Here is a 19,733-nt window from a genome sequence, read left to right on the forward strand (position 1 = left end):
TGGTTTCCCCGCGCCGGTTCTGGCACAATGCCGGGAAAAGTCATAATTGTCGAACCCGGCGCAGAGGCTTTCGTTTCTGGGAGTTCCTCGTGGCAACACCGCAGAATGAGAAGCCCGCTCTCCTCATCGTCGACGACGACCCTCTCATCAGCGAAACCCTGAGTTTCGTGCTGGCCAAACGGTTCCGGGTGCTGACCGCGGATTCCCGCGCGCGCGCCCAGGTCCTTCTGCAGGAGCTGGAAGCACCGCCCGAGCTCGCCCTGGTGGACCTGGGCCTGCCGCCGCTGCCCCACCTGCCGGACGAGGGCTTCCATCTCATCTCGGAGCTGCTCGCCTATTCGCCCGACATCAAGATCCTGGTGCTCTCGGGGCAGAACGACGAGGCCAACGCGCGCCATGCGCGCACCCTGGGGGCCATCGACTTCATCGCCAAGCCCTGCGACCCCGACACCCTGATCGGCCATCTGGAGCGGGCGCTCGAAGCCCGGCGCGCAGAAGTGGCGGCGCAGGCCCAGGCCGAGGGCGATGCCACCTGCGGCCTGGTGGGGACAAGCCCGCCGGTGACCAAGCTGCGCCAGCAGATCGCCCAGTTCGCGGATTCGCCTTTCCCCGTGCTGATCGAGGGCGAATCCGGCAGCGGCAAGGAACTGGTGGCAGCCTGCCTGCACAGGCTCTCCAGCCGGCGGCGCAAGCCCTTCCTCGCCCTCAACTGTGCCGCGATCTCGCCCACCCTGGTGGAGCCCACCCTGTTCGGTTACAGCAAGGGCGCCTTCACCGGCGCGCAAACCGCCCGCTCCGGCTATTTCGAGGATGCCAGCGACGGCACCCTGTTCCTGGACGAGATCGGTGAGCTACCCTTCGAACTGCAGGCGAAGCTGCTGCGGGTGCTGGAGAACGGCGAATTCCAGCGGGTGGGCGAGACCCAGACCCGGCATTCCAATGCGCGCATCATTGCCGCCACCAACCGCGACCTGCGCGCGGAGATTCGTGCCGGCCGGTTCCGCGCCGACCTCTATCACCGTCTGTCGGTGTTCACCATCGACGTGCCGCCGCTGCGCGAGCTGGGGGAGGACAAGCTGGCGCTGCTGGAGCATTTCCGCGCCTTTTACGCGCGCCAGGCCAAGGTCGCGCCGTTCGAGCTGGACCGCCAGGCGACGGAACGCTGGATGAGCTACCACTTCCCGGGCAACGTGCGCGAGCTGCGCAACATCGTCATTCGCCTCACCACCAAATATGGCGGACAGAAGGTCAGCGCCCAGCAGCTGGAGGACGAGCTCGATACCGAGGTCATGGCTGCAAGCCCCCTGGAACTGCTCACCAGCCCCGAGGCGGTGATGGAAATGGCGCGCAAACATCTGCAGAGCCAGGCCAATTTCAACCTGGACCAGATGCTCAAGCAGTGGGAGAGGAGCTACGTGGAGGCGGCGCTGAAACTCACCCACGGCAATCTCAGCCAGGCGGCCAAGCTGCTGGGGGTCAACCGCACCACGCTCTACAGCCGCATGCAGTCCTACGAGAACGCGGCTCGCGAGTAGGAAACCAGACGGCCCGCGCGTGTACCTGGAGTTCTTCGGTCTTTCCCAGCCGCCCTTCCGCATCACCCCCAACACGGAGTTCTTCTTCCCCGGGGGCAACCGGGGCGCCATTCTCGATGCCCTGATCTATGCCATCCGCCACGGCGAGGGCATCGTCAAGGTGATCGGCGAGGTGGGCAGCGGCAAGACCATGCTCTGCCGCATGCTGGAGGACAGCCTGCCGGAAACGGTGGAGACGGTCTATCTTGCCAATCCCAGCGTGCAGCCCGGCGAGATCCTGCACGCCATCGCCTTCGAACTGCACCTGCCCCTGGCGCCGGATACGCCACGACTCGAGGCGATGCAGGCCATCCACGACCACCTGCTGCAACGCCATGCCCAGGGCCGGCAGGTGGTGCTGTTCGTCGAGGAGGCGCAGGCCATGCCCCTGGCCACGCTGGAGGAGATCCGGCTGCTGTCCAATCTGGAAACCCGGCACCACAAGCTGCTCCAGATCGTCCTGTTCGGCCAGCCGGAACTGGACGAGCTGCTTGCGGATCCCGCCATCCGCCAGCTGCGGGAGCGCATCGTCCACAGCTTCCACCTCGATCCCCTGAACGCCACCGACACCCGCGCCTATCTCAACTTCCGCATGCGCCAGGCAGGCTACCGGGGGCCGGACGTGTTCGGTCCCGCCGCGGTGCGGGAAATCCAGCGCGCCTCCCTGGGGCTGACACGGCGCATCAACATCATCGCCGACAAGGCCCTCCTGGTGGCCTACACGGAACGCACCCACCAGGTGAATGCGCGCCACGTGCTGGCCGCCGCCCGCGATTCCGAGTTCATCGACTTTGCCCGTCCCGGCCAGCGACGCCTGTGGGCCGCGGGCGTCGCGCTGTTGCTGCTCGGGGCGGCGGCAGGCTTCGCCGCGGGACGCCTGCTGCCCCACCCGAGCCCGGCGCCTGCGCCTGCGCGCCCGGCCGCGGTGTCTGCCGCCCCCGCCGCGCCCGCCGGCGCGCCCGGCCCCGCACCGGCGCCCGCCACGCCGGCGGGTCTGGCTGCGGCACGCCTGGCCGCCACCGAGGCCTGGCTGGCCAGCGCATCCCCAGACACGTTCAGCATCCACGTCCAGCTGGTGGCGGGCACAGACCCGAAAAAGCTCGAGCTTTACTTGGAAGAGCTGGGCAAACTCGTTGAAATAGAGAAGGTTTTTGTGTACCGTACCCAGGCGGGAGGCAAACCCGCCATGAGTGTGCTCTACGGCAGCTTCCCCGACCGGGCCGCCGCCAACGAGGCCATGTCCCGCCTGCCCGCCGCCCTGCGCGCCCAGCGCCCCTATTTGCGCAGCGTGCGCGGGGTGCGCGAGGAAATCCGCAACACCCGCTGACGGCCGCCCTGCGGGGTAGAGAGGAGCAAGCGATCGTGAGGCGTTCCGGCATCCTTCCCCTGACCGGCCTGGCCTTCCTGGTATGCGCCGGCTGCGCCAACGAAGCGCGCATCCCCCTCTCCCAGGGCCACATCGCCCCACCGGCTGCCGCGACGGCCGACATTCCCCCGCCGGTCAGCGCCGCGCCGCGCCTGCCGCCCCCGAAGCCGGCGGTGAAGGCACCCACCTACAGCGTCGTGGTCACGGAAGTGCCGGTCAAGGAACTCCTGTTCGCGCTCGCCCGGGACACCCAGCTCAACATCGACGTGCATCCCAATATCCAGGGCGTGGTGACCCTGAACGCGATCAACGAGACCCTGCCGGCCATCCTGGACCGCATCGCCCACCAGGTGAACATCCGCTGGAAACTGGATGGCCGCACCCTGATCGTCACGCCGGACACGCCCTATCTCAAGACCTACCACGTCGATTACGTGAACCTCAGCCGCAAGACCACCTCCACCATCGGCGTCTCCGCCCAGGTGGCCACCACCGGCAGCGGCACCGCTGCCGGGCAGCAAGCCGCGGGCAGCAACAGCTCCGCCACCAGTGTCACCAGCACCTCCAGCAATGACTTCTGGGAGGTGCTCGCCGCCAACATCCGCGACATTTTGCGCACCACGCGCGCCCAGGCCCTGTCCGCGGAGGAACGCAATGCGCGCGTGGAAGCCCTGCGTGCGGCGCGCGAGGAGCGGTTGCAGCAGGCCAGCGCGGTGGCGCGCGCCGGGCAGGCCGCGCCCACCCTGTACAAGGAGATTTTCGGTCAGGGCGCTCAGCCGGGTCTGGATGAGCGCAAGGACGAGGTCATCGTCAATCCCGTGGGCGGCACGGTGATGGTGATGGCCACCGAGGCCCAGCACAGGCTGGTGCAACAGTACCTGGAGGGCGTGCAGGCGGCCGCCAACCGTCAGGTGCTGATCGAGGCCACCATCGTCGAGGTCATCCTCAAGGACGAGTTTTCCGCCGGCATCGACTGGCAGCGTGCCCTCACCGCCGGCGCGGGCACCGGGTTCTTTTTCGGCACCAATCCCAATCTGGTCACCAGCACCCCCTTCTTCACCCTCACCTACAACAATGCCGGCCGCGACTTCACCGCGGCGGTCAAGCTGCTGGAATCCTTCGGCGAGGCGCGGGTGCTGTCCAGCCCCAAGCTCATGGTGCTCAACAACCAGACCTCCATGCTCAAGGTGGTGGACAATCTGGTGTATTTCTCCGTGGACGTGCAGCAGGGCACCCAGACGGCGGGGGGCATCATCGTCCAGCCCACGTTCACCACCACCGCCCACACCGTGCCCGTGGGCGTGGTGATGGCGGTCACTCCCCAGATCAATGCCGATGGCCGCGTCACCCTGGTGGTGCGCCCCACCATCACGCGCAAGGCCGGCGATGCCCCCGACCCCAATCCGGAACTGAAGAAGGTCGGCGTCACCAACAACGTGCCCGTGATCCAGGTGCGGGAAATGGAATCGGTGCTGCAGGTGGCCAGCGGCGAGACGGTGGTGCTGGGTGGCCTCATGCAGGATGACAGCGCCAAAAACCGCGACGGCCTGCCGGGACTCACGGAGAACCCGGTCACCAATTTCCTGACCGGCCGCCGGGAGCGCAACGTGAAGCAGACCGAGCTGGTCGTCTTCCTGCGCCCCACCGTCATTTCCAATCCGAGCCTGGCCAGCGACGAGCTTTCCTTCTACCGCCGCTGGCTGCCCACCCCGGCGCAGAAGCCTTCGTCGTCGCCATGAGCCTGCTGATGAAGGCATTGAAAAGCGTCGAGCGTCCGCCCTCGGGCCCGGACAGCCTGCCCCATTCCGGGGCGTCCGAGGGCGCGCCACCGGCCCCCGCCCAGGCGGCGGCGGACCTGATCCGCGCCCACGGCGAAGGCAGCGAAAACCGGCGTCTGCTCGTGCTGCTGATCCTGCTCGTGGCCGTGGTCCTTGGGCTGGGGGGCTATTTCTACGTGGCGGTGTACATGCCCTGGCTGCTTGTGCCCAGACCCCCCGCAGCCGCGGCGCCCCCGGGCCCCGTCACGAACGGTCCCGCCGCGCCGGCGCAACCGCTGACCGCCCCGCCGCAGGTCCTGCCGCAGCTTCTGCCGCCAGGGGACGGCGCGCCCGCGCCCGGGAAACCCGCGGCGGCCCCGCTGCTGCCCGGCGAGCCGGCGGCCAGGCAACCGGCGCCCGTCAGCCCTGCAGCCGGCAAGGCGGCTTCCGCCGGGGTCGGCTCAACCCCTGCCACGCCACCCATCGCGCGCGAACCGCTGGTGCGGCCGGCGAGCCCCCGGGATGCGGCCGATCCCTCTCCCGCCCTCGCCCAGGCCTACGCCCTGCTGGAGGCCGGGCGCGAAGCGGAGGCGGAAGCCGCCTACCGGAAACTCCACGCCCTCGATCCGGACAATCCGGACGTGCTGCTGGGGCTCGCGGTGATCGCCCAGAACCGCAACCGGGACGATGAGGCCGCGCGCCTCTACCTGCGTGTGCTGGAAAAGGATGGGCGCAACGGCTACGCCCAGGCGGCGCTGGTGGCGCTATTGGGCCGCAGCGAGCCGGCGCAGGCGGAGGCGCGTCTGCGCGCCCTCATGGCGGAGCAGCCGGCGCCGTATTTGTACTTCGCCCTGGGCAATCTCCTCGCCGCCCGGGGCCGCTGGCATGAGGCGCAGCAGGCCTATTTCGAGGCCCAGCGGCTGGAGCCGGAGGTCGCGGATTATGCTTTCAATCTCGCGGTGAGCCTGGAGCACGTGAACGAGCCGCGCGCGGCCGCGGAATACTACCGGCGTGCCCTGCGGCTTGCCCGCCAGCACGGCGGCGCCCACTTCGACCTCAGCCGGGCGGAAAGCCGCCTGCGCCAACTGGCCCCCTGACCGTGTCCGAACAACGCCGCAAGCTCCGTCTCGGTGACCTGCTGGTGCAGCAGGGCCTGATCACCCAGGACCAGCTGCGCATCGCCCTCAAGGAGCAGGAAAAGAGCCAGCTTCCCCTGGGCCGGCAACTGGTGGCCCTGGGCTTCGTCACCGAGGCGGTGATCCGCGACACCGTGGCCCACACCATCGGTCAGGAAAGTGTGGATCTTTCCACCGTGGTGGCCGATGCGGAGGCCCTCCGGCTGGTGCCCCAGGAGTTCGCCCGCCGCCACAACCTGCTGCCGCTGGCGTTCGATGCCGGCAAACGCCTGCTGGTGGTGGCGGTGGCCGACATCTTCAACGTGATGGCCCTGGACCAGCTGCGCGCCCTGGTGGGCCCCCAGGTGGAGATCAAGCCGCTTCTCGCGGGACTCGCCCAGCTTGCCGAATACATCGACCTGTTCTACGGCTACGAGCTGTCGGTGGACGGTATCCTGCGCGAGATCGAGACCGGCGAGGTGGACTACGCCAGCCTGGTCACCGCCAATGGCGAGATGGAATACACCCAGCCGGTGGTGCGCCTGGTGGGGGCGCTGCTGGCGGATGCGGTCAAGCGCGGTGCCTCCGACATCCACTTCGAGCCGGAATACGCCTTCCTGCGCATCCGCTACCGCATCGACGGCGTGCTGGAACAGATCCGCAGCCTGCACAAGACCTATTGGCCTTCCATCGCCGTGCGCCTCAAGGTGATGAGCGGCATCAACATCGCCGAGACCCGCGCCGCCCAGGACGGGCGCTTTTCCCTCAACCTCAACGGGCGGCCCATCGATTTCCGGGTCTCCACCCAGCCCACCATCTGGGGCGAAAACATCGTGCTGCGCATCCTCGACCGGGAGCGCTCCATCATTCCGCTGGAAGCCATGGGCCTGCCACCCGACACCCTGGCCACCCTGAAGCGCATGATGGCCCGGCCGGAAGGCATCCTCATCGTCACCGGTCCCACCGGCTCCGGCAAGACCACCACGCTCTACTCACTGCTCACCCACATCAACGACGAGACCGTCAACATCATGACCCTGGAGGATCCGGTGGAGTATCCGGTCACCCTCATGCGCCAGACCTCGGTCAACGAGACGGTGAAGATGGATTTCGTCAACGGCATCCGCTCCATCATGCGCCAGGATCCGGACATCATCCTGGTGGGCGAGGTGCGCGACCGGGAGACGGCGGAAATGGCCTTCCGCGCCGCCATGACGGGCCACCAGGTGTTCACCACTCTCCACACCAATTCGGCGCTCGGGGCGTTTCCGCGCCTCCTGGACATCGGCATCTCGCCGGAGATCATGGCGGGCAACATCATCGGCGTCATCGCCCAGCGTCTGGTGCGCCTGCTCTGCCCCCAGTGCAAGGCGCCCTACAATCCCAGCCGCGAGGAACGGGCGCTTCTGGGCGATGTGCCCGAGGACACCGTCATCTACGGCCCGGTGGGTTGCGCCAACTGCCACTACAAGGGTTACCGGGGACGCATGGCCCTGATGGAACTCCTCTACATGGACAACGAGCTGGACGAGCTGGTGGCCACACGGGCGCCCCTGCACGCGCTGCGTGCCGCAGCGGTCGCCAGGGGCTTCCGCTCCCTGGCCGAGGACGGCATCCGCCGCGTGCTGGAGGGCAAAACCAGCCTGACCGAAGTGGCGCGGGTGGTGGATCTCACCGGCCGCCTGCGCTAGAGGGGCGGTGCCATGCCGGCCTTCCAGTATTTCGCCGTGGATCGCGACGGGCGCCGTCTGCGCGGACGCATGGATGCCGTCAACGAGGCCGATCTGGAGCAGCGCCTCAAACGCATGGGGCTGGACCTCATCACCAGCCGGGTGCAGACCCATCCTCCCGCCCTGTTCGGCCGGCCCGTCTCGCGGCGGGACCTGATCAACTTCTGCTTCCAGCTGGAGCAGATCACGCGCAGCGGCATTCCCCTGCTGGACGGCGTGGCCGATCTCGCCGCGACCCTGGACAACCCCCGCTTTCGTGAAGTGGTGGCCGCGGTGCACGAGGACATGGCAGGCGGACGCATGCTCTCCGACGCGCTGGCCAGTCACCCGGCGGTTTTCGATGCCCTGTTCGTCAGCCTGATCCGCGCCGGGGAGCAGACCGGCAACCTGCCGGAGGTACTGGCCAATCTTGCCAGCACCCTCAAGTGGCAGGACGAACTGGTGGGTCAGACCAAGCGCCTGCTCATCTATCCCACCGCGGTGCTGATCGTGGTGGGCGCGGTGATCGTGTTCCTGATGCTGTATCTGGTGCCGGAGCTCACGTCCTTCCTGCGCACCATGCGCCAGGAGCTGCCCTGGCAGACGCGGGCGCTCATCGCCCTGTCCGATTTCGTGGCACGCTACTGGCCGGTGCTGTTTCTGCTGCCCCTGGCAGCGGGGGCGCTGTTTCTCGTCGCCCTCCGGCGCAGTGGCAGCGCGCGTCTGACCTGGGACTGGCTCAAGCTCAACCTGCCCCTCACGGGGCCCATCCTGCAGAAAATCCTGCTGGCGCGCTTCGCGAACTTTTTCGCCCTGCTCTACCGCTCCGGCATCACGGTGCTGGATGCCATCGCCGCCTGCGAGGGCATCGTCGCCAACCGCTACGTGGCGGAAGGCCTGCGCCGCGCCGCCCAGCAGATCAGCGCCGGCGAGAGTCTCACCGAAAGCTTCCGCAACACCGGGCTGTTCCCGCCGCTGGTGCTGCGCATGATCCGCATCGGCGAGACGACAGGCGCCCTGGACGAGGCCCTGATGAACGTCACCTACTTCTACAACCGCGACGTGCGTGAATCCGTGGAGCGCGCCTTAAGGCTGCTGGAACCCGCGCTCACGGTGTTTCTCGGGCTGATCCTGGCGGCCATCCTGTTTGCCGTGCTCACGCCCGTCTATGATATTTTGGGCACGGTGAAACTGTGAGCGCGCCGCGCCGTACGCGAGCCACCGATGCCCGCTAGAATCGTCCTCAATCTCTCCGCGCGCCATGTCACCTGGGGCGTGTTCCGCGCCGGGCGGCTTGCCCAGGTGACCCGCCTGCCCAACGACGGCAGCGCGCAGGCCCCTTTTCTCCAACTGCTTGCCAGCCATCCGCGCCGTCCCGTCTATGTCATGCTGGACGTGGTGGAAGAGGACTTCCGCGCCGAGACCCTGCCCCACGTCTGGGGCCGCGCCCGGCGGGAGATGGTGGAGCGCAAGCTCGCCCAGCTTTTCCGCACGCCCTACCGGGCCGCCTGCCGGCAGGGGCGGGTGGCGGGTCGCCGGCGCGACGACCAGTACCTGTTCGTGGCGCTGACCAGCCAGGATCTGCTGCGCCCGTGGCTGGGGCTGATCGCCGCCCAGGGCACGCCGCTGGCCGGCATCTATCTGCTGCCCTCGGTGAGCGAATCCCTGGTGGCGCGCCTCGACGGCCATGGCGCCCGGCTGCTGGTCTCGGTGCAGGGCGGCGGGCTGCGCCAGAGCCTGTTCGTGGATGGGCACCTGCGCATCAGCCGCCTCACGCCCCTGGAGGACACCTCCGCCGCGGCGCTGGAAAGGCTGCTGCCGGAGGAAATGGAAAAGAGCCGGCTGTTTTTCTACAACGCGCGCCTCATCGCGCGGGACGCGCCCCTGGTGGCCTGGGTGCTCGATCCCACCGGTGAACTGGCCGCTGCCTGCAGCCGGGTACCGCCGGAACCGGGCTTTCACTGCGAGGCCGTGGGAGCCGAACGTCTCGCCCGGGCGATGGGGCTGCCCGAAAGCCGGCTGCCCCGCGACATGGATGCCCTCATGCTCTGCTTGCTGGGCCGCCACGCGCCCGCCTGCAATCTGGCGCAACCGCAGCAGCGGCGGGGCTTCATGCACCAGCGCCTGCGCCTGGCCGCCTATGGGCTGGCCGGCGGCATCACTCTTGCGGGTGTCGCCTACGCCGGCGCGGCGTTCTATCAGCGCCAGGACTGGCTCGAGCAGGCGGCGCGGACCCGCGCCGAGGCGCAAGCGGTGCACGCCCGCTACGAGGCCGTCACGCGCACGTTTCCCGCCGCGCCCGCATCGGCGGAGCAGATGCGTGCGGCAGTGGAAGCGGCCGGGCTGCTCTCGGCCCAGCGCCGCACGCCCGAGACGGCGCTGCGGCTCCTGGGCCGGGTGCTGCCGGCCTTTCCCTCGGTGGAACTCACACGCTTCGCCTGGAAATCGGAGCTTCCCCCGGTTGAACAGGTGGAGCTCGCCGCGGAGATTCGTCCCTTCGATGGCGACTATCGTGCCGCCCTCGTCCTCATCCAGCGTCTGGCGGACAGCCTGCGCAGCCAGCCCGGCGTGAAGGACGTCAACGTGGTGGAGCTGCCGGTGAATCTGGATCCCCGAGCGCCGCTCGCCGGCAACACCGCCGAAGCCCCGGAAAGCGCCAGCGCCCGCTTCCGCCTGGCCCTGCGTCTGGAGCATACCCCATGAGCTTCGCCGACTGGGTCAGGACGTGGCTTGCGCCATTGGTAGCCCTGCTGGCCGCCGCCGCGCTCGCGGTCTGGCTGGCCAACGTGAGCGGGAGCGCGGCGCGCGAGGCCCGGCAGACCTTGGAGGCAGAGCGACAGCGCCTTGCCCAGGCACGCGCGCGGCTCAATCAGGTGGACGAGGAACGGCGCCTCCTGGAGCGCTATGGTCCCGCTTACCGGCAGCTGCTCGCCGCCGGCATCGTGGGACCGGAACAGCGCGTGAACTGGATCGACGCCGTGCGTGGGGCGGGCCAGAGCCTGCGCGGCTTCGGCGTGGATTACCGGCTCGCCGGCCGGCAGCCGGCCCGACTGCCGGCCCCGCCGGCGGGCGTGGTGGTGCAGGAAAGCCCCATGGAACTCAACCTGAAACTGCTGCACGAGGGCGACCTGCTGGCCTTCCTCGCGGCGCTGGACAGCCAGCAGGCGGGTCTGGTCCTGCCGCGATCGTGCACCATCCACCGGCTGGGCAGCGGCCCCTTCAGCGCGCGCTTCGAACCCAAGCTCGCCGCGGAATGCAGCCTGGCCTGGGTCACCTTGAGCCCGGTGGAGAGCCGCCCGTGAAGCGTTGCCTGCTTGGCCTTGCCCTGCTGGCTGCCTGCCTGACGAAGGCATGGAGCGACGACCTGGGCCGGATTTTCTTCACGCCGGAGCAGCGCGCCCTGCTCGAGCTGGCGCGGCGCACCCAGACGGCGGGAGGCCCAAGTGAGGCAGGCGGGGGGCTCACCCTCAACGGCATCCTCACCCGCAGTGACGGCCGGCAGACCGTGTGGATCAACGGCCGTCCCCATCCGGACGCCCGGGCACGCGCGCCGGGCACGGCCCTGATTCCCCTGGAAACCGGCCAACAGGTCCGACTGCGGGTGGGTCAGACCCTGGATCCCGTCACCGGCCGGGTGGTCGAGCCCTATCGCCTGCCCCGGCCCCCGGCGGCGCCGGACAAGCCTGCCGCGGGCCCGGCCGGGGCTGCGCCTGCGCCCCAGGCAGGGGCCGACGCCGTGAAGCCCGCCCGCCCCCGCGCCGCGCCAGCGGACGCCGCCGATGAAGCAAATGAAGCGCCGTCCCAGTGAAATGCCCGCACGCCAGCCCCTGAAGCGAAGAGGCGGCTTGGGCGTGATGCGCCGAGGCAGGAAAACGCGTGGCGAGCCTGGCGTGTTCCCCATGCGGGCGCGGGAGGGGGGCGCGGCCCTGTTCCTGGTTCTGCTCCTGCTTTTGGTGGGCGGCGGCCTCGTCTTCGTCAGCCAGCTCAAGAGCGCTTCGGTGGAGCTCGAGGCCCAGCGCAAGACCGCGGCGGCGCTGGCCCAGGCGAAGCAGGCGCTGCTGGGCTACGCGCTCCTCGACGCCGGCAGCACGAGCGTCAACCCCGGCCGCCTGCCCTGTCCGGATCAGGACAACGATGGCGATGCGCAGGGTGCGGCGTGCGCAGCCCCTTACCTCGGCTGGTTTCCCTGGCGCACGCTGGCCACCGGCGACCTGCGTGACGGCGGCAATGAACGTCTGTGGCTCATCGTGGACGGAGCCTTCCGCAGCGGCGGCGGCGCGCTCAACACCACGATCCAGCCCACCCTGAAGCTGGACGGCCGGCCGGTGGTGGCCATCCTGTTCGCGCCCGGCCCGGTGCTCAACCGGCTTGGCCAGGTGCGCCCGGTCACCGGCCCGTTTTCAGCCGTAACCACTTCGCCCAATTACCTGGAGGGCATCAGCCCAAGCCCGCCCGCCGTGACCACGGCGCCCCTCTCCGACACCTACAACGACCGCGTCCTCGCGCTGACACCCCGGGAACTCTTCACCGCCGTGACGCTGCGCATGGCGCGGGAGCTTGCCCAAGCCAACTCACCACCGTATCCAGCAGGCACTTTCGCCGACCTCGCCAAACCTGCAATTTGGAGCGCCAATAACTGGGACGCCGCAGTGGATCCCGCCTCCAGCGTCACTGCCTCCACCATCACCCTCAAGTTCCAAGACTGCGCCATTGTCTATACGATCACGGGAACACATGCCGTGCAGCGGTCCCAGCCATCCTGCTGAGCCGGCCCTTTGACCGGTGTTGCCCCGGGTCTCGTGGGCAGCGCTGGTGGGGTGTGTCCGGCCACGCCGCGCAGCCGCCCCTGGCAGGTTGGCTCCGCTGGAATCCGCGGATCGTCCTTGCTTCGGCTGCCAGCAAAACGACGCCATGCTGCTCTGGTTCGTCATCGGTTACTGGCTGATCTCCGTGGGGATCGGCCTGTGGGCCGCCACCCGCGTGCACAATGCCCGTGACTTCGCCATCGCGGGCCGGCATCTGCCCTTCTACATGGTGACGGCCACGGTGTTCGCCACCTGGTTCGGCTCGGAAACCGTGCTGGGCATTCCCGCGACCTTCCTCGACGAAGGCCTGAACGGGGTGGTGGCCGACCCCTTCGGCGCCAGCATGTGCCTGATCCTGGTGGGGCTGTTCTTCGCTGCGCCGCTGTACCGAATGAACCTGCTCACCATCGGCGACTTCTACAAGCGGCGCTACGGGCGCAGTGTGGAAATGCTGACCACCCTCGCCATCGTGATTTCCTACCTGGGCTGGGTGGCCGCCCAGATCACCGCCCTGGGGCTGGTGTTCAACGTGGTCTCGGGCGGCGAGATCAGCCGGCAGACCGGCATGTGGATCGGCTCGCTCACCATCCTCGTCTATACGTTCTTTGGCGGCATGTGGGCCGTTGCGGTCACCGATTTCCTCCAGATGCTGGTCATCGTCATCGGCATGCTGTGGATCGGCAATGAAGTGAGTGGCATGGTGGGTGGCGTCGGCGCAGTGGTGGAGCACGCACGGCAGGCGGGCAAGCTGGCCTTCGGCCCGGGGCCGGATCTGAAAGACATCATCGCCTTCACCGCGGCCTGGCTGACCATGATGCTGGGCTCCATCCCCCAGCAGGACGTGTTCCAGCGCGTGCAGTCGTCCAGGACCATACGCATCGCCGTGTGGGCCTCGGTGCTGGGTGGCGTGCTCTATTTCCTGTTCGCCTTCGTGCCCATGTTCCTGGCCTATTCCGCCACGCTGATCGACCCGCACCTCGTCGACACACTGATGGAAAAGGACTCCCAGCTCATCCTGCCCACGCTGGTGCTGGAGAAGACGCCACTCGTTGCCCAGATCATGTTTTTCGGCGCGCTGCTCTCAGCCATCAAGAGCTGCGCGTCGGCGGCACTGCTGGCGCCCTCGGTCACCTTCACCGAGAACATCCTGCGTCCCCTGCTGCCGCCCATGTCGGACCGGAAACTCCTTCACGCCATGCGTGGCGTCACTCTCGGCTTCACCCTGCTGGTGACGCTCTACGCCCTGCAGTCGAAGGCGAGCATCTTCAGAATGGTGGAGGAAACCTCCCACATCACCCTGGTGGTGGCTTTCGTGCCGCTGGCCTTCGGCCTTTACTGGAAACGCGCCACCAACCAGGGCGCGCTGCTGGCGATTTTCTTCGGCCTCGCCGTGTGGCTGTCGCTGCTGATCTTCGGGCCGGCCGATCCCCTCGTGCCGGCCCAGCTCGCCGGCCTGCTCGCGAGCCTCGCCGGCATGGTCCTCGGCTCCCTCATGCCGCAATTCCTGCCCCACCCCCTGCCGGAACGGAGGGAGCACGAGTTCCTGCACGAGCACGCCGCGCATCCGCACCCCGGAGTGCAGCCCCACCGCCATTGAGGATGCGCCTCCGCACATCCCCAGAGACGCGTCTGCGCCCCGCTAGGGACGTTCCAGTCGCTCCAACAACCCCTTCGCGCTAGCAGCGAGTCGGGAATTTCCCCCGAGATCGATCGCCCGCTTCAGCGCTTCACGGGCCTTGGCCTTGTCGCCGGCCTCGGCATATGCCATCCCGAGGTGATAAAGAATCTCCGGGTTTTTGGGCGCCAGCTGGGCGGCCCGTTGGAACGAAGTTAGCGCAGCCCTCGTATCGCCGCGGGCCTTCTGCGCAAGCCCCAGGGTGTCATGGAAGTTCGCGACGGAAGGGTCCAGCTCCACGGCCTTGCGCGCCCAGGCTTCGGCTTTGGCCGAGTCTTGTCCTCCCTCGACGGCAAGCGCTGCCAAGTTGTTGTACGCGAGGGCCTGCTTGGGATCGAGGGCAATCACTTTTTGATAGGATGCCATGGCCAAATCGCGCTGACCTGCGCGGTGGGCGCTCAGAGCGAGCCGGAGCTGGGGAAGATAAGACTTCGGCGCCAGCCTGGCCGCTTCCTGGTAAGCCGCCATGGCCTGGGATTGCTGTCCTTTCGCATCGAGAAGGTCGCCACGCAGGAGCAGGGCGTCCACCAGGCTCGGCTGGAGAGCCAAGGCCCGTTCCACCGCCGCCAAGGCGCGATCCACATCATGCATGGCCACATACAACCTGGCCTGGGCCAGGGGCGGCAGCGGATTCTTGGGCTCGATGCGCCCCGCCGTGCTCAATGCCGATTCCGCCTGCGCAAATTCGCCCAGTCGCGTCAGGGCAACCCCTGCCGCATAATGCGCGCCAGCGTGCTGGGGGTCGATGGCCTGCACCTGCCGGTAGTAGCTCAGCGCCTCCTGCAGACGCCCCTGGGCGGACAGCAGGTCGGCTAGATCCATGCGTGCTCGTATCGCCGACGCATCAAGCTCCACCGCCTTACGCAGCGCGGCTTCCGCCTCCTTGTACTTGCGCTGAATCGCCAGGTAGCGCCCCAATGAGGCTTGGGCGTGACTGCTGTTCGGATCGGTCTCGACAGCCTTGCGAATCCATTTGCCCGCCTCCTCCTGCTGCTTGTTCTGAAATGCGACCTCCGCCAGGCCCAGCATGGCTTTCACCGACTTGGGGTCCAGTTTCAGTGCTTCCCTGAAGCCCTGCGCCGCGGCCTTCACGTCGCCATCGGCGAGACTTTTGATCGCACGTTGGTATGCCTGCTCCGCAGGCGACACGGCGGCAGAGCCAGGCGCCGCGAGTTCCGCGGGTTTGGGCAGTGGCAGCGGGGAGGCATGCGCCGCCAGTGCGCCCGACAAAAGCCATGTAAAGAAAGCAATGCTGCGAGCGGACATGAGCGAATAACCCGTTAATCGGCGTATTCAAGCGAAAAAATCCCTTTGGGCTTGGCCCAAAGGGATTTTAGACGCTATGGCGGGGCTGCCAGCGTTCAGGCAGACCTGCGGCGACGAACCGCCGCCAGGCCCGCGAGACCCAGACCCAGCAACGCCAGAGAGGCGGGTTCCGGGGTCGGGTAGACGGGAGTGCCGCCCACGCCCTTGAAGCCGAAGATATAGGTCGCGGGGGTGCCGCCCGTGGGGTCGTCGCTGTTTTGGCCCAGGGAGAACAGTTCGATGCCTTCAGCGGCGATTGCAGCCAGCGCGTCCTTTTCACTGCCCGCGGCACCGTAGAAGATGTCGAAGGCGTAGCTCGCCCCATCGGCAAGATCGCCGAAGTTGAAGCGGAAGTAGGCCCCATGGTCATCCGGGCCCGAGTCCGTGCAATCGACGTTGTGACACCCGTACAGATTCGAGTAGCCCGCCAGCGGGTCGGGCGTGTTGAAGCCGTTATCCCCCGATTCTTCCAGCAGCGTGGTGGTTGCCGTGCCCTTGATGGTCACGTACTCGCTGAATTCGGTGGGAGGGACGTCCCAGTCCATCACCCGCACGTACTTGACGTTGTTCACCAGCCCACCCGTCGTATTGGTGATGGTCACATGCACGCGGAACAGGGCATCCGGCGCGTTGGTGGATGGCTGGTACTCGTGAGTGACCTTGATGCCGGGCAGACTGGTCAGGTGGACCACGGAGGTGGCGCTCGTCGCAGTGTTGGTGAAGCTGTCGACGGTGAGGTTGTGGCTGCCGCCAACGTCCCTGTCCGCATAGCCTGACACGGCGCCGTTTACCGACACACCCCAGCCTTCGCACCAGCAGCCCGGGGAAGTTGCGTCGCGCCAACTGCCGTCGGGAAACTTGAAAGCCAGGCCCGTGAGGGAAGCGTTGCTGACGATGTCAGGTTCAGTGTTTAGCGAGCCATCGGGGTTGATACCCATCGCGACAGTGCCCGCAGGATTGATGATGACCGCGCCGGCGTGGGCCGTCGCTGCCGTGCCGAGCAGCCCAGCCGTCATCAGGCCAGCGGTGAAGAGTTTTCCGGCAAATCCCATGATAATCCCCTTTCCTAGTCAAGCAGTAGGACACGATTGTCCCGACAGCCCCAAGTTAGCAACTGGCGTGCCAGCAGCACAAAGTGACCACAATTCAATGGGTTGCCACACAGGGGCGGGGCACGGGAACGCGTTTCAGTCAAGGTGCCCGACATTCGGCGCCGGATGTGCTTGCCAGCCCAGCCTGTGATTACGCCTTATGTTCTTGTTTAGTATCGTGAAACACAAAAAAATGGGCTGTGTAAAGAAATCCGACAAACCGGCCAGATCCGGCGCAAGCCATGAGCGGTGCGATGGGCCGTGCGGCGGAAAATCGCCAGCCGGCTGCCCCACTCCCAACTGGTGCAAAGGGTGTTGGAAGGCGTGGCAGCCTTCCTTTTCCACGGCCCCAGCGCCTCCTTTCGCTGCCTGCGCGCAGAGCACGACCGACGCCTGTGGCCCCGTCAGCGCAGAAAGCCTTCCTGCTCCAGCTTGATGAGGATGCGCTGAACGGCTTCGTCCACGGTGAGCTGGCTGGTGTCGATCGTGAGCTCCGGCTGCTCCGGCACTTCGTAGGGGTCGGACACCCCCGTGAAAGCCTTCACGAGACCCGCCCGCGCCTTGGCGTAGAGACCCTTGCGGTCCCGGGCCTCGCACACCTCAATGGGGGTGGAGACATACACCTCGAAGAAGCCGCCGTATTGCCGGATCATTTCGCGCACGGCACGGCGGCTTTCCCGGTAGGGCGCGATGGGCGCGCAGATGGCGATGCCCCGGTGCTTGACGATCTCGCTCGCCACGTAGCCGATGCGGCGCACGTTGATCTCGCGATGCTCCCGGGAGAAACCCAGCTCGCTGGAGAGGTGCTTGCGCACGATGTCACCGTCGAGCAGGGTCACCTGGCGCCCGGTGATTTCCAGCAGCCGGATCTGCAATGCCTTGGCGAGGGTGGACTTGCCCGCGCCCGACAGGCCGGTGCAGAACACACAGAAGCCCTGCTGGTGGCGCGGGGGATGGGCGCGCTGCAGGGCGGCCACCACGTCGGGCCAGGCATACCACGGGGGAACCGCAAGGCCCCAGTCCAGGCGGCGTTGGAATTCCTGCGCGGGGAAGGCCAGCGCCCGCGCCCCCGGCGGCACTTCTTCTTCCGGCAGGAACTGGGCGCGCTCCTCCACATACACCATGCGGCGGAAGGGCACCAGCTCCACGCCCACCGCATCGATGCCGTCCGGCACGGCTTCCCGCACCTCGGCCAGAATGTCCTCGCCACGGCGGTGGTCGCCCGCGGCCATTTCCTCACCGCCGACGATGAGGTGGGCGCAGCCGTGATTGCGTGCGAGGATGGCCCGCAGCATCACGCCCCGCGGGCCGGCGGGCAGCTGCGCCAGAGGCAGCAGGGCAAAGAGGCTGGAGGCGGGCGGCAGGTGTTTGAGCGCCGCCTGCCAGGCGCGCACGCGGCTGAAATACTCCGCCTCGTTGGGTGGCAGCACGCCGGCCACGCCGTGCAGGAGCAGATTCGCCTCGCGCGCCAGCGATGCCTGCACCGCAAAGGCTTCGTGCATGCGGTGCAGGGGATGGGCGGTCTGACAGGCGATCACACGCTTGAAGCCACGCCGCTGAAACTGGGCGCGCAGGGCAGCCGGCGTGAGGCGCAAGTCGAGAAAGTCGTGACGGGGCGGCAGGGCCACGCCTTCCACCCGCCCGCCGACACAGATGCCGCCCGCTGCGGCGCCCAGCGCCGCAATTTCCAGCGCCTCGTCGGCCGGCCACACCTCCGACACCGTGAGCACCGCGGGCATGAAACCTTCCGGGTCCCGCAGCGCATAGCGTTTCCCCGGCAGCACGCCCTCGGCCTGTTTTTCCGTAAGGCGCAGCACCACCGGCCACGGCCACCAGGTGCCGTCGGTGAGACGCTGTGATTCCAGCACCGCCCGGTAATCCTCCCGTCCCAAGTAGCCGGCCAGGGGCGACAAAGCGCCGTTGAGCAGGAGTTCCAGCTCGCACAACTGCTCGCGCGTGAGATCCAGGTCCGGCAGATCGCGCGCTTCCTCGCGCAGGGCGCTGGCGCGGTCCGCATCCACGAGCAGATCCATGAGCCGGCCGCCGTAGGGGGCGATGAGGGTGTCCGTCACGCCTTCCTCCCCGGAACGAAGGCCGCGTCGAAGGCGGCGATGAAGCGGGCAAGCTCCGCCTCGGGCAAATGGTTGATGCCTGCCGCCGCCCTGCGTCCGCCGCCGGTGGCAAACTGGCTGGCGAGCCCGTCGGCGCCGCTAGGGTTGGCGAGCGGTGCGCGGATGCTGACGAGATAGCCACCCTCCCTGCGCGTGAGCACCGCGTGGGCCTGCTGCGGCGCCTGCCGCGCCAAGAGGTTGCCGAACAGGCCGGACACCCGGCGCGCCCAGGCCGCGTCCGGCAACAGATAGATGGCACCGGCCGCGGAGACGTGCACCGGCTGCAGGGCGCGCGCCTGTTCCAGATCCCGGGCACAGCCTTCCCTGAGGATCACGTAGGCACGCTCCTGGGCGATGAAATCGAAGGGGTCGCGATAGGCGTGCACCAGGCGGTACAGCTCCGCGGGGTGAAAGTAGAGATCCTCCGGCGTTTCGCCGTAGGCGTTGTAGTTGAGACACTCGCCCAGCTCACGCAACGCGTCGAGCTGGGCCTCGCTCAGGCCCAGATCCTTCGCCGCGCACCGGGCCGCATCGTGCAGGTTGTCACCGAAGGCCGCCACCACCGCCCAGGGACGATGGCGACCGGAAAGATGCCGGTCCACCAGCAGACTGGTGCACCACTGGGAGCCCGTTTCGATGTGCACCGACAGACGGGGATGGGCCGGAATCTCCCCCGCCTGATGGTGATCGAAATAGGTCACCTCGGCGCCCGCCTCCAGCATGCTGAGCAGCGCCTCGCGGTTCTTGTCCAGGGAAATGTCCAGCACGGTGACGCGATCCCCCGCCCCGGCCGGCACGCGCGCAAGCAAGGCGATGTCGCGCTTGACGCCGGTGACGAGCCGGGCCTCGCGCGGCTCTTCCAGGCGCAGCATGTGCAGGGCGCAAATGCCGTCTGCATCGCCGTTGAAGACGTCATAGTCGGTCATGGGGCCATTCTAGCGGGAATCGGCGGCAGGCTATACACTTCGACCCTGATGCTCACGCTGCGAGCCCGCCAGCCTGCGGCCCCGCGATTCAGTGGGAAGGCCACAGTGCACGCTGCCTCCCGCACGTGCCGCCGCAGGCCGGCAACGTGCGACGAAGGCCGCGAATGGACAGGAGCCCTGCACGAAGCAGGGGGTGACCGCGGCGGCCACAGCACACGCCAGCCGTGCAGCCCGCATGGTGCCCCACCCTGTGCCGGCGCAGCGACAACGCCCTGACGAAGAAATGGTGGAACGCTTCA

15 protein-coding genes are annotated in these 19,733 nt (G+C 67.9%); 11 read left to right on the top strand and 4 right to left on the bottom strand.

Annotation, left to right across the window (positions count from 1 at the left end; translation table 11 throughout):
- Positions 1-89: 89 nt before the first annotated feature.
- The 11 genes from ACZ42P_RS08910 (at position 90) to ACZ42P_RS08960 (ending at position 13,923) form a co-directional block, all read left to right on the top strand.
- The gene (locus ACZ42P_RS08910) at positions 90-1,535 is read left to right on the top strand and encodes a sigma-54-dependent transcriptional regulator (protein WP_464897203.1); all 1,446 of its coding nucleotides are present in this window, start codon (positions 90-92) and stop codon (positions 1,533-1,535) included.
- A 19-nt stretch (positions 1,536-1,554) separates the two neighbouring features.
- A complete protein-coding gene (locus ACZ42P_RS08915) occupies positions 1,555-2,901 on the top strand; it encodes an AAA family ATPase (RefSeq protein ID WP_464897204.1) in 1,347 nt (448 codons plus the stop codon).
- Positions 2,902-2,936: 35 nt separating this feature from the next.
- On the top strand, positions 2,937-4,679 hold the full coding sequence (locus ACZ42P_RS08920) for a type II secretion system protein GspD (protein ID WP_464897205.1): 1,743 nt from the start codon (positions 2,937-2,939) through the stop codon (positions 4,677-4,679).
- Positions 4,676-5,794, top strand: a complete 1,119-nt coding sequence (locus ACZ42P_RS08925) for a tetratricopeptide repeat protein (protein WP_464897206.1) — start codon at positions 4,676-4,678, stop codon at positions 5,792-5,794. Before ACZ42P_RS08920 ends, ACZ42P_RS08925 begins: the two co-directional genes overlap by 4 nt.
- A gap of 2 nt (positions 5,795-5,796) precedes the next feature.
- Complete coding sequence (locus ACZ42P_RS08930) at positions 5,797-7,503, top strand: GspE/PulE family protein (RefSeq protein ID WP_464897207.1); 1,707 nt, start codon at positions 5,797-5,799, stop codon at positions 7,501-7,503.
- 12 nt (positions 7,504-7,515) lie between these two features.
- On the top strand, positions 7,516-8,718 hold the full coding sequence (locus ACZ42P_RS08935; RefSeq protein WP_464897208.1) for a type II secretion system F family protein: 1,203 nt from the start codon (positions 7,516-7,518) through the stop codon (positions 8,716-8,718).
- Positions 8,719-8,745: 27 nt separating this feature from the next.
- On the top strand, positions 8,746-10,224 hold the full coding sequence (locus ACZ42P_RS08940; RefSeq protein ID WP_464897209.1) for a hypothetical protein: 1,479 nt from the start codon (positions 8,746-8,748) through the stop codon (positions 10,222-10,224).
- Positions 10,221-10,823 (top strand): hypothetical protein, encoded by a 603-nt coding sequence (locus tag ACZ42P_RS08945; RefSeq protein ID WP_464897210.1) that lies wholly within the window; start codon positions 10,221-10,223, stop codon positions 10,821-10,823. The genes ACZ42P_RS08940 and ACZ42P_RS08945 overlap by 4 nt, the downstream gene beginning before the upstream one ends.
- Entirely contained in the window at positions 10,820-11,329 is a 510-nt protein-coding gene (locus ACZ42P_RS08950; protein WP_464897211.1) for a hypothetical protein, read from the top strand. Before ACZ42P_RS08945 ends, ACZ42P_RS08950 begins: the two co-directional genes overlap by 4 nt.
- Before the next feature lie 82 nt (positions 11,330-11,411).
- Complete coding sequence (locus tag ACZ42P_RS08955) at positions 11,412-12,287, top strand: hypothetical protein (protein ID WP_464897212.1); 876 nt, start codon at positions 11,412-11,414, stop codon at positions 12,285-12,287.
- A 145-nt stretch (positions 12,288-12,432) separates the two neighbouring features.
- Positions 12,433-13,923: a high affinity choline transporter 1 gene (locus ACZ42P_RS08960; protein ID WP_464897213.1), complete on the top strand. Its 1,491-nt coding sequence runs from the start codon at positions 12,433-12,435 to the stop codon at positions 13,921-13,923.
- Positions 13,924-13,965: 42 nt separating this feature from the next.
- Here ACZ42P_RS08960 and ACZ42P_RS08965 read toward each other — a convergent pair whose 3' ends face one another.
- The 4 genes from ACZ42P_RS08965 to ACZ42P_RS08980 all read right to left on the bottom strand — a co-directional run bounded on the left by ACZ42P_RS08965 (position 13,966) and on the right by ACZ42P_RS08980 (position 19,434).
- Positions 13,966-15,267 (bottom strand): tetratricopeptide repeat protein, encoded by a 1,302-nt coding sequence (locus tag ACZ42P_RS08965; protein WP_464897214.1) that lies wholly within the window; start codon positions 15,265-15,267, stop codon positions 13,966-13,968.
- Positions 15,268-15,362: 95 nt separating this feature from the next.
- On the bottom strand, positions 15,363-16,358 hold the full coding sequence (locus ACZ42P_RS08970; RefSeq protein WP_464897215.1) for a PEP-CTERM sorting domain-containing protein: 996 nt from the start codon (positions 16,356-16,358) through the stop codon (positions 15,363-15,365).
- Between the two features lie 443 nt (positions 16,359-16,801).
- A complete protein-coding gene (locus ACZ42P_RS08975) occupies positions 16,802-18,469 on the bottom strand; it encodes a bifunctional sulfate adenylyltransferase/adenylylsulfate kinase (protein WP_464897216.1) in 1,668 nt (555 codons plus the stop codon).
- Entirely contained in the window at positions 18,466-19,434 is a 969-nt protein-coding gene (locus ACZ42P_RS08980) for an acetyltransferase (protein WP_464897217.1), read from the bottom strand. Before ACZ42P_RS08980 ends, ACZ42P_RS08975 begins: the two co-directional genes overlap by 4 nt.
- Between the last annotated feature and the right edge of the window lie 299 nt (positions 19,435-19,733).

This window comes from Thiobacter subterraneus (assembly GCF_055379455.1).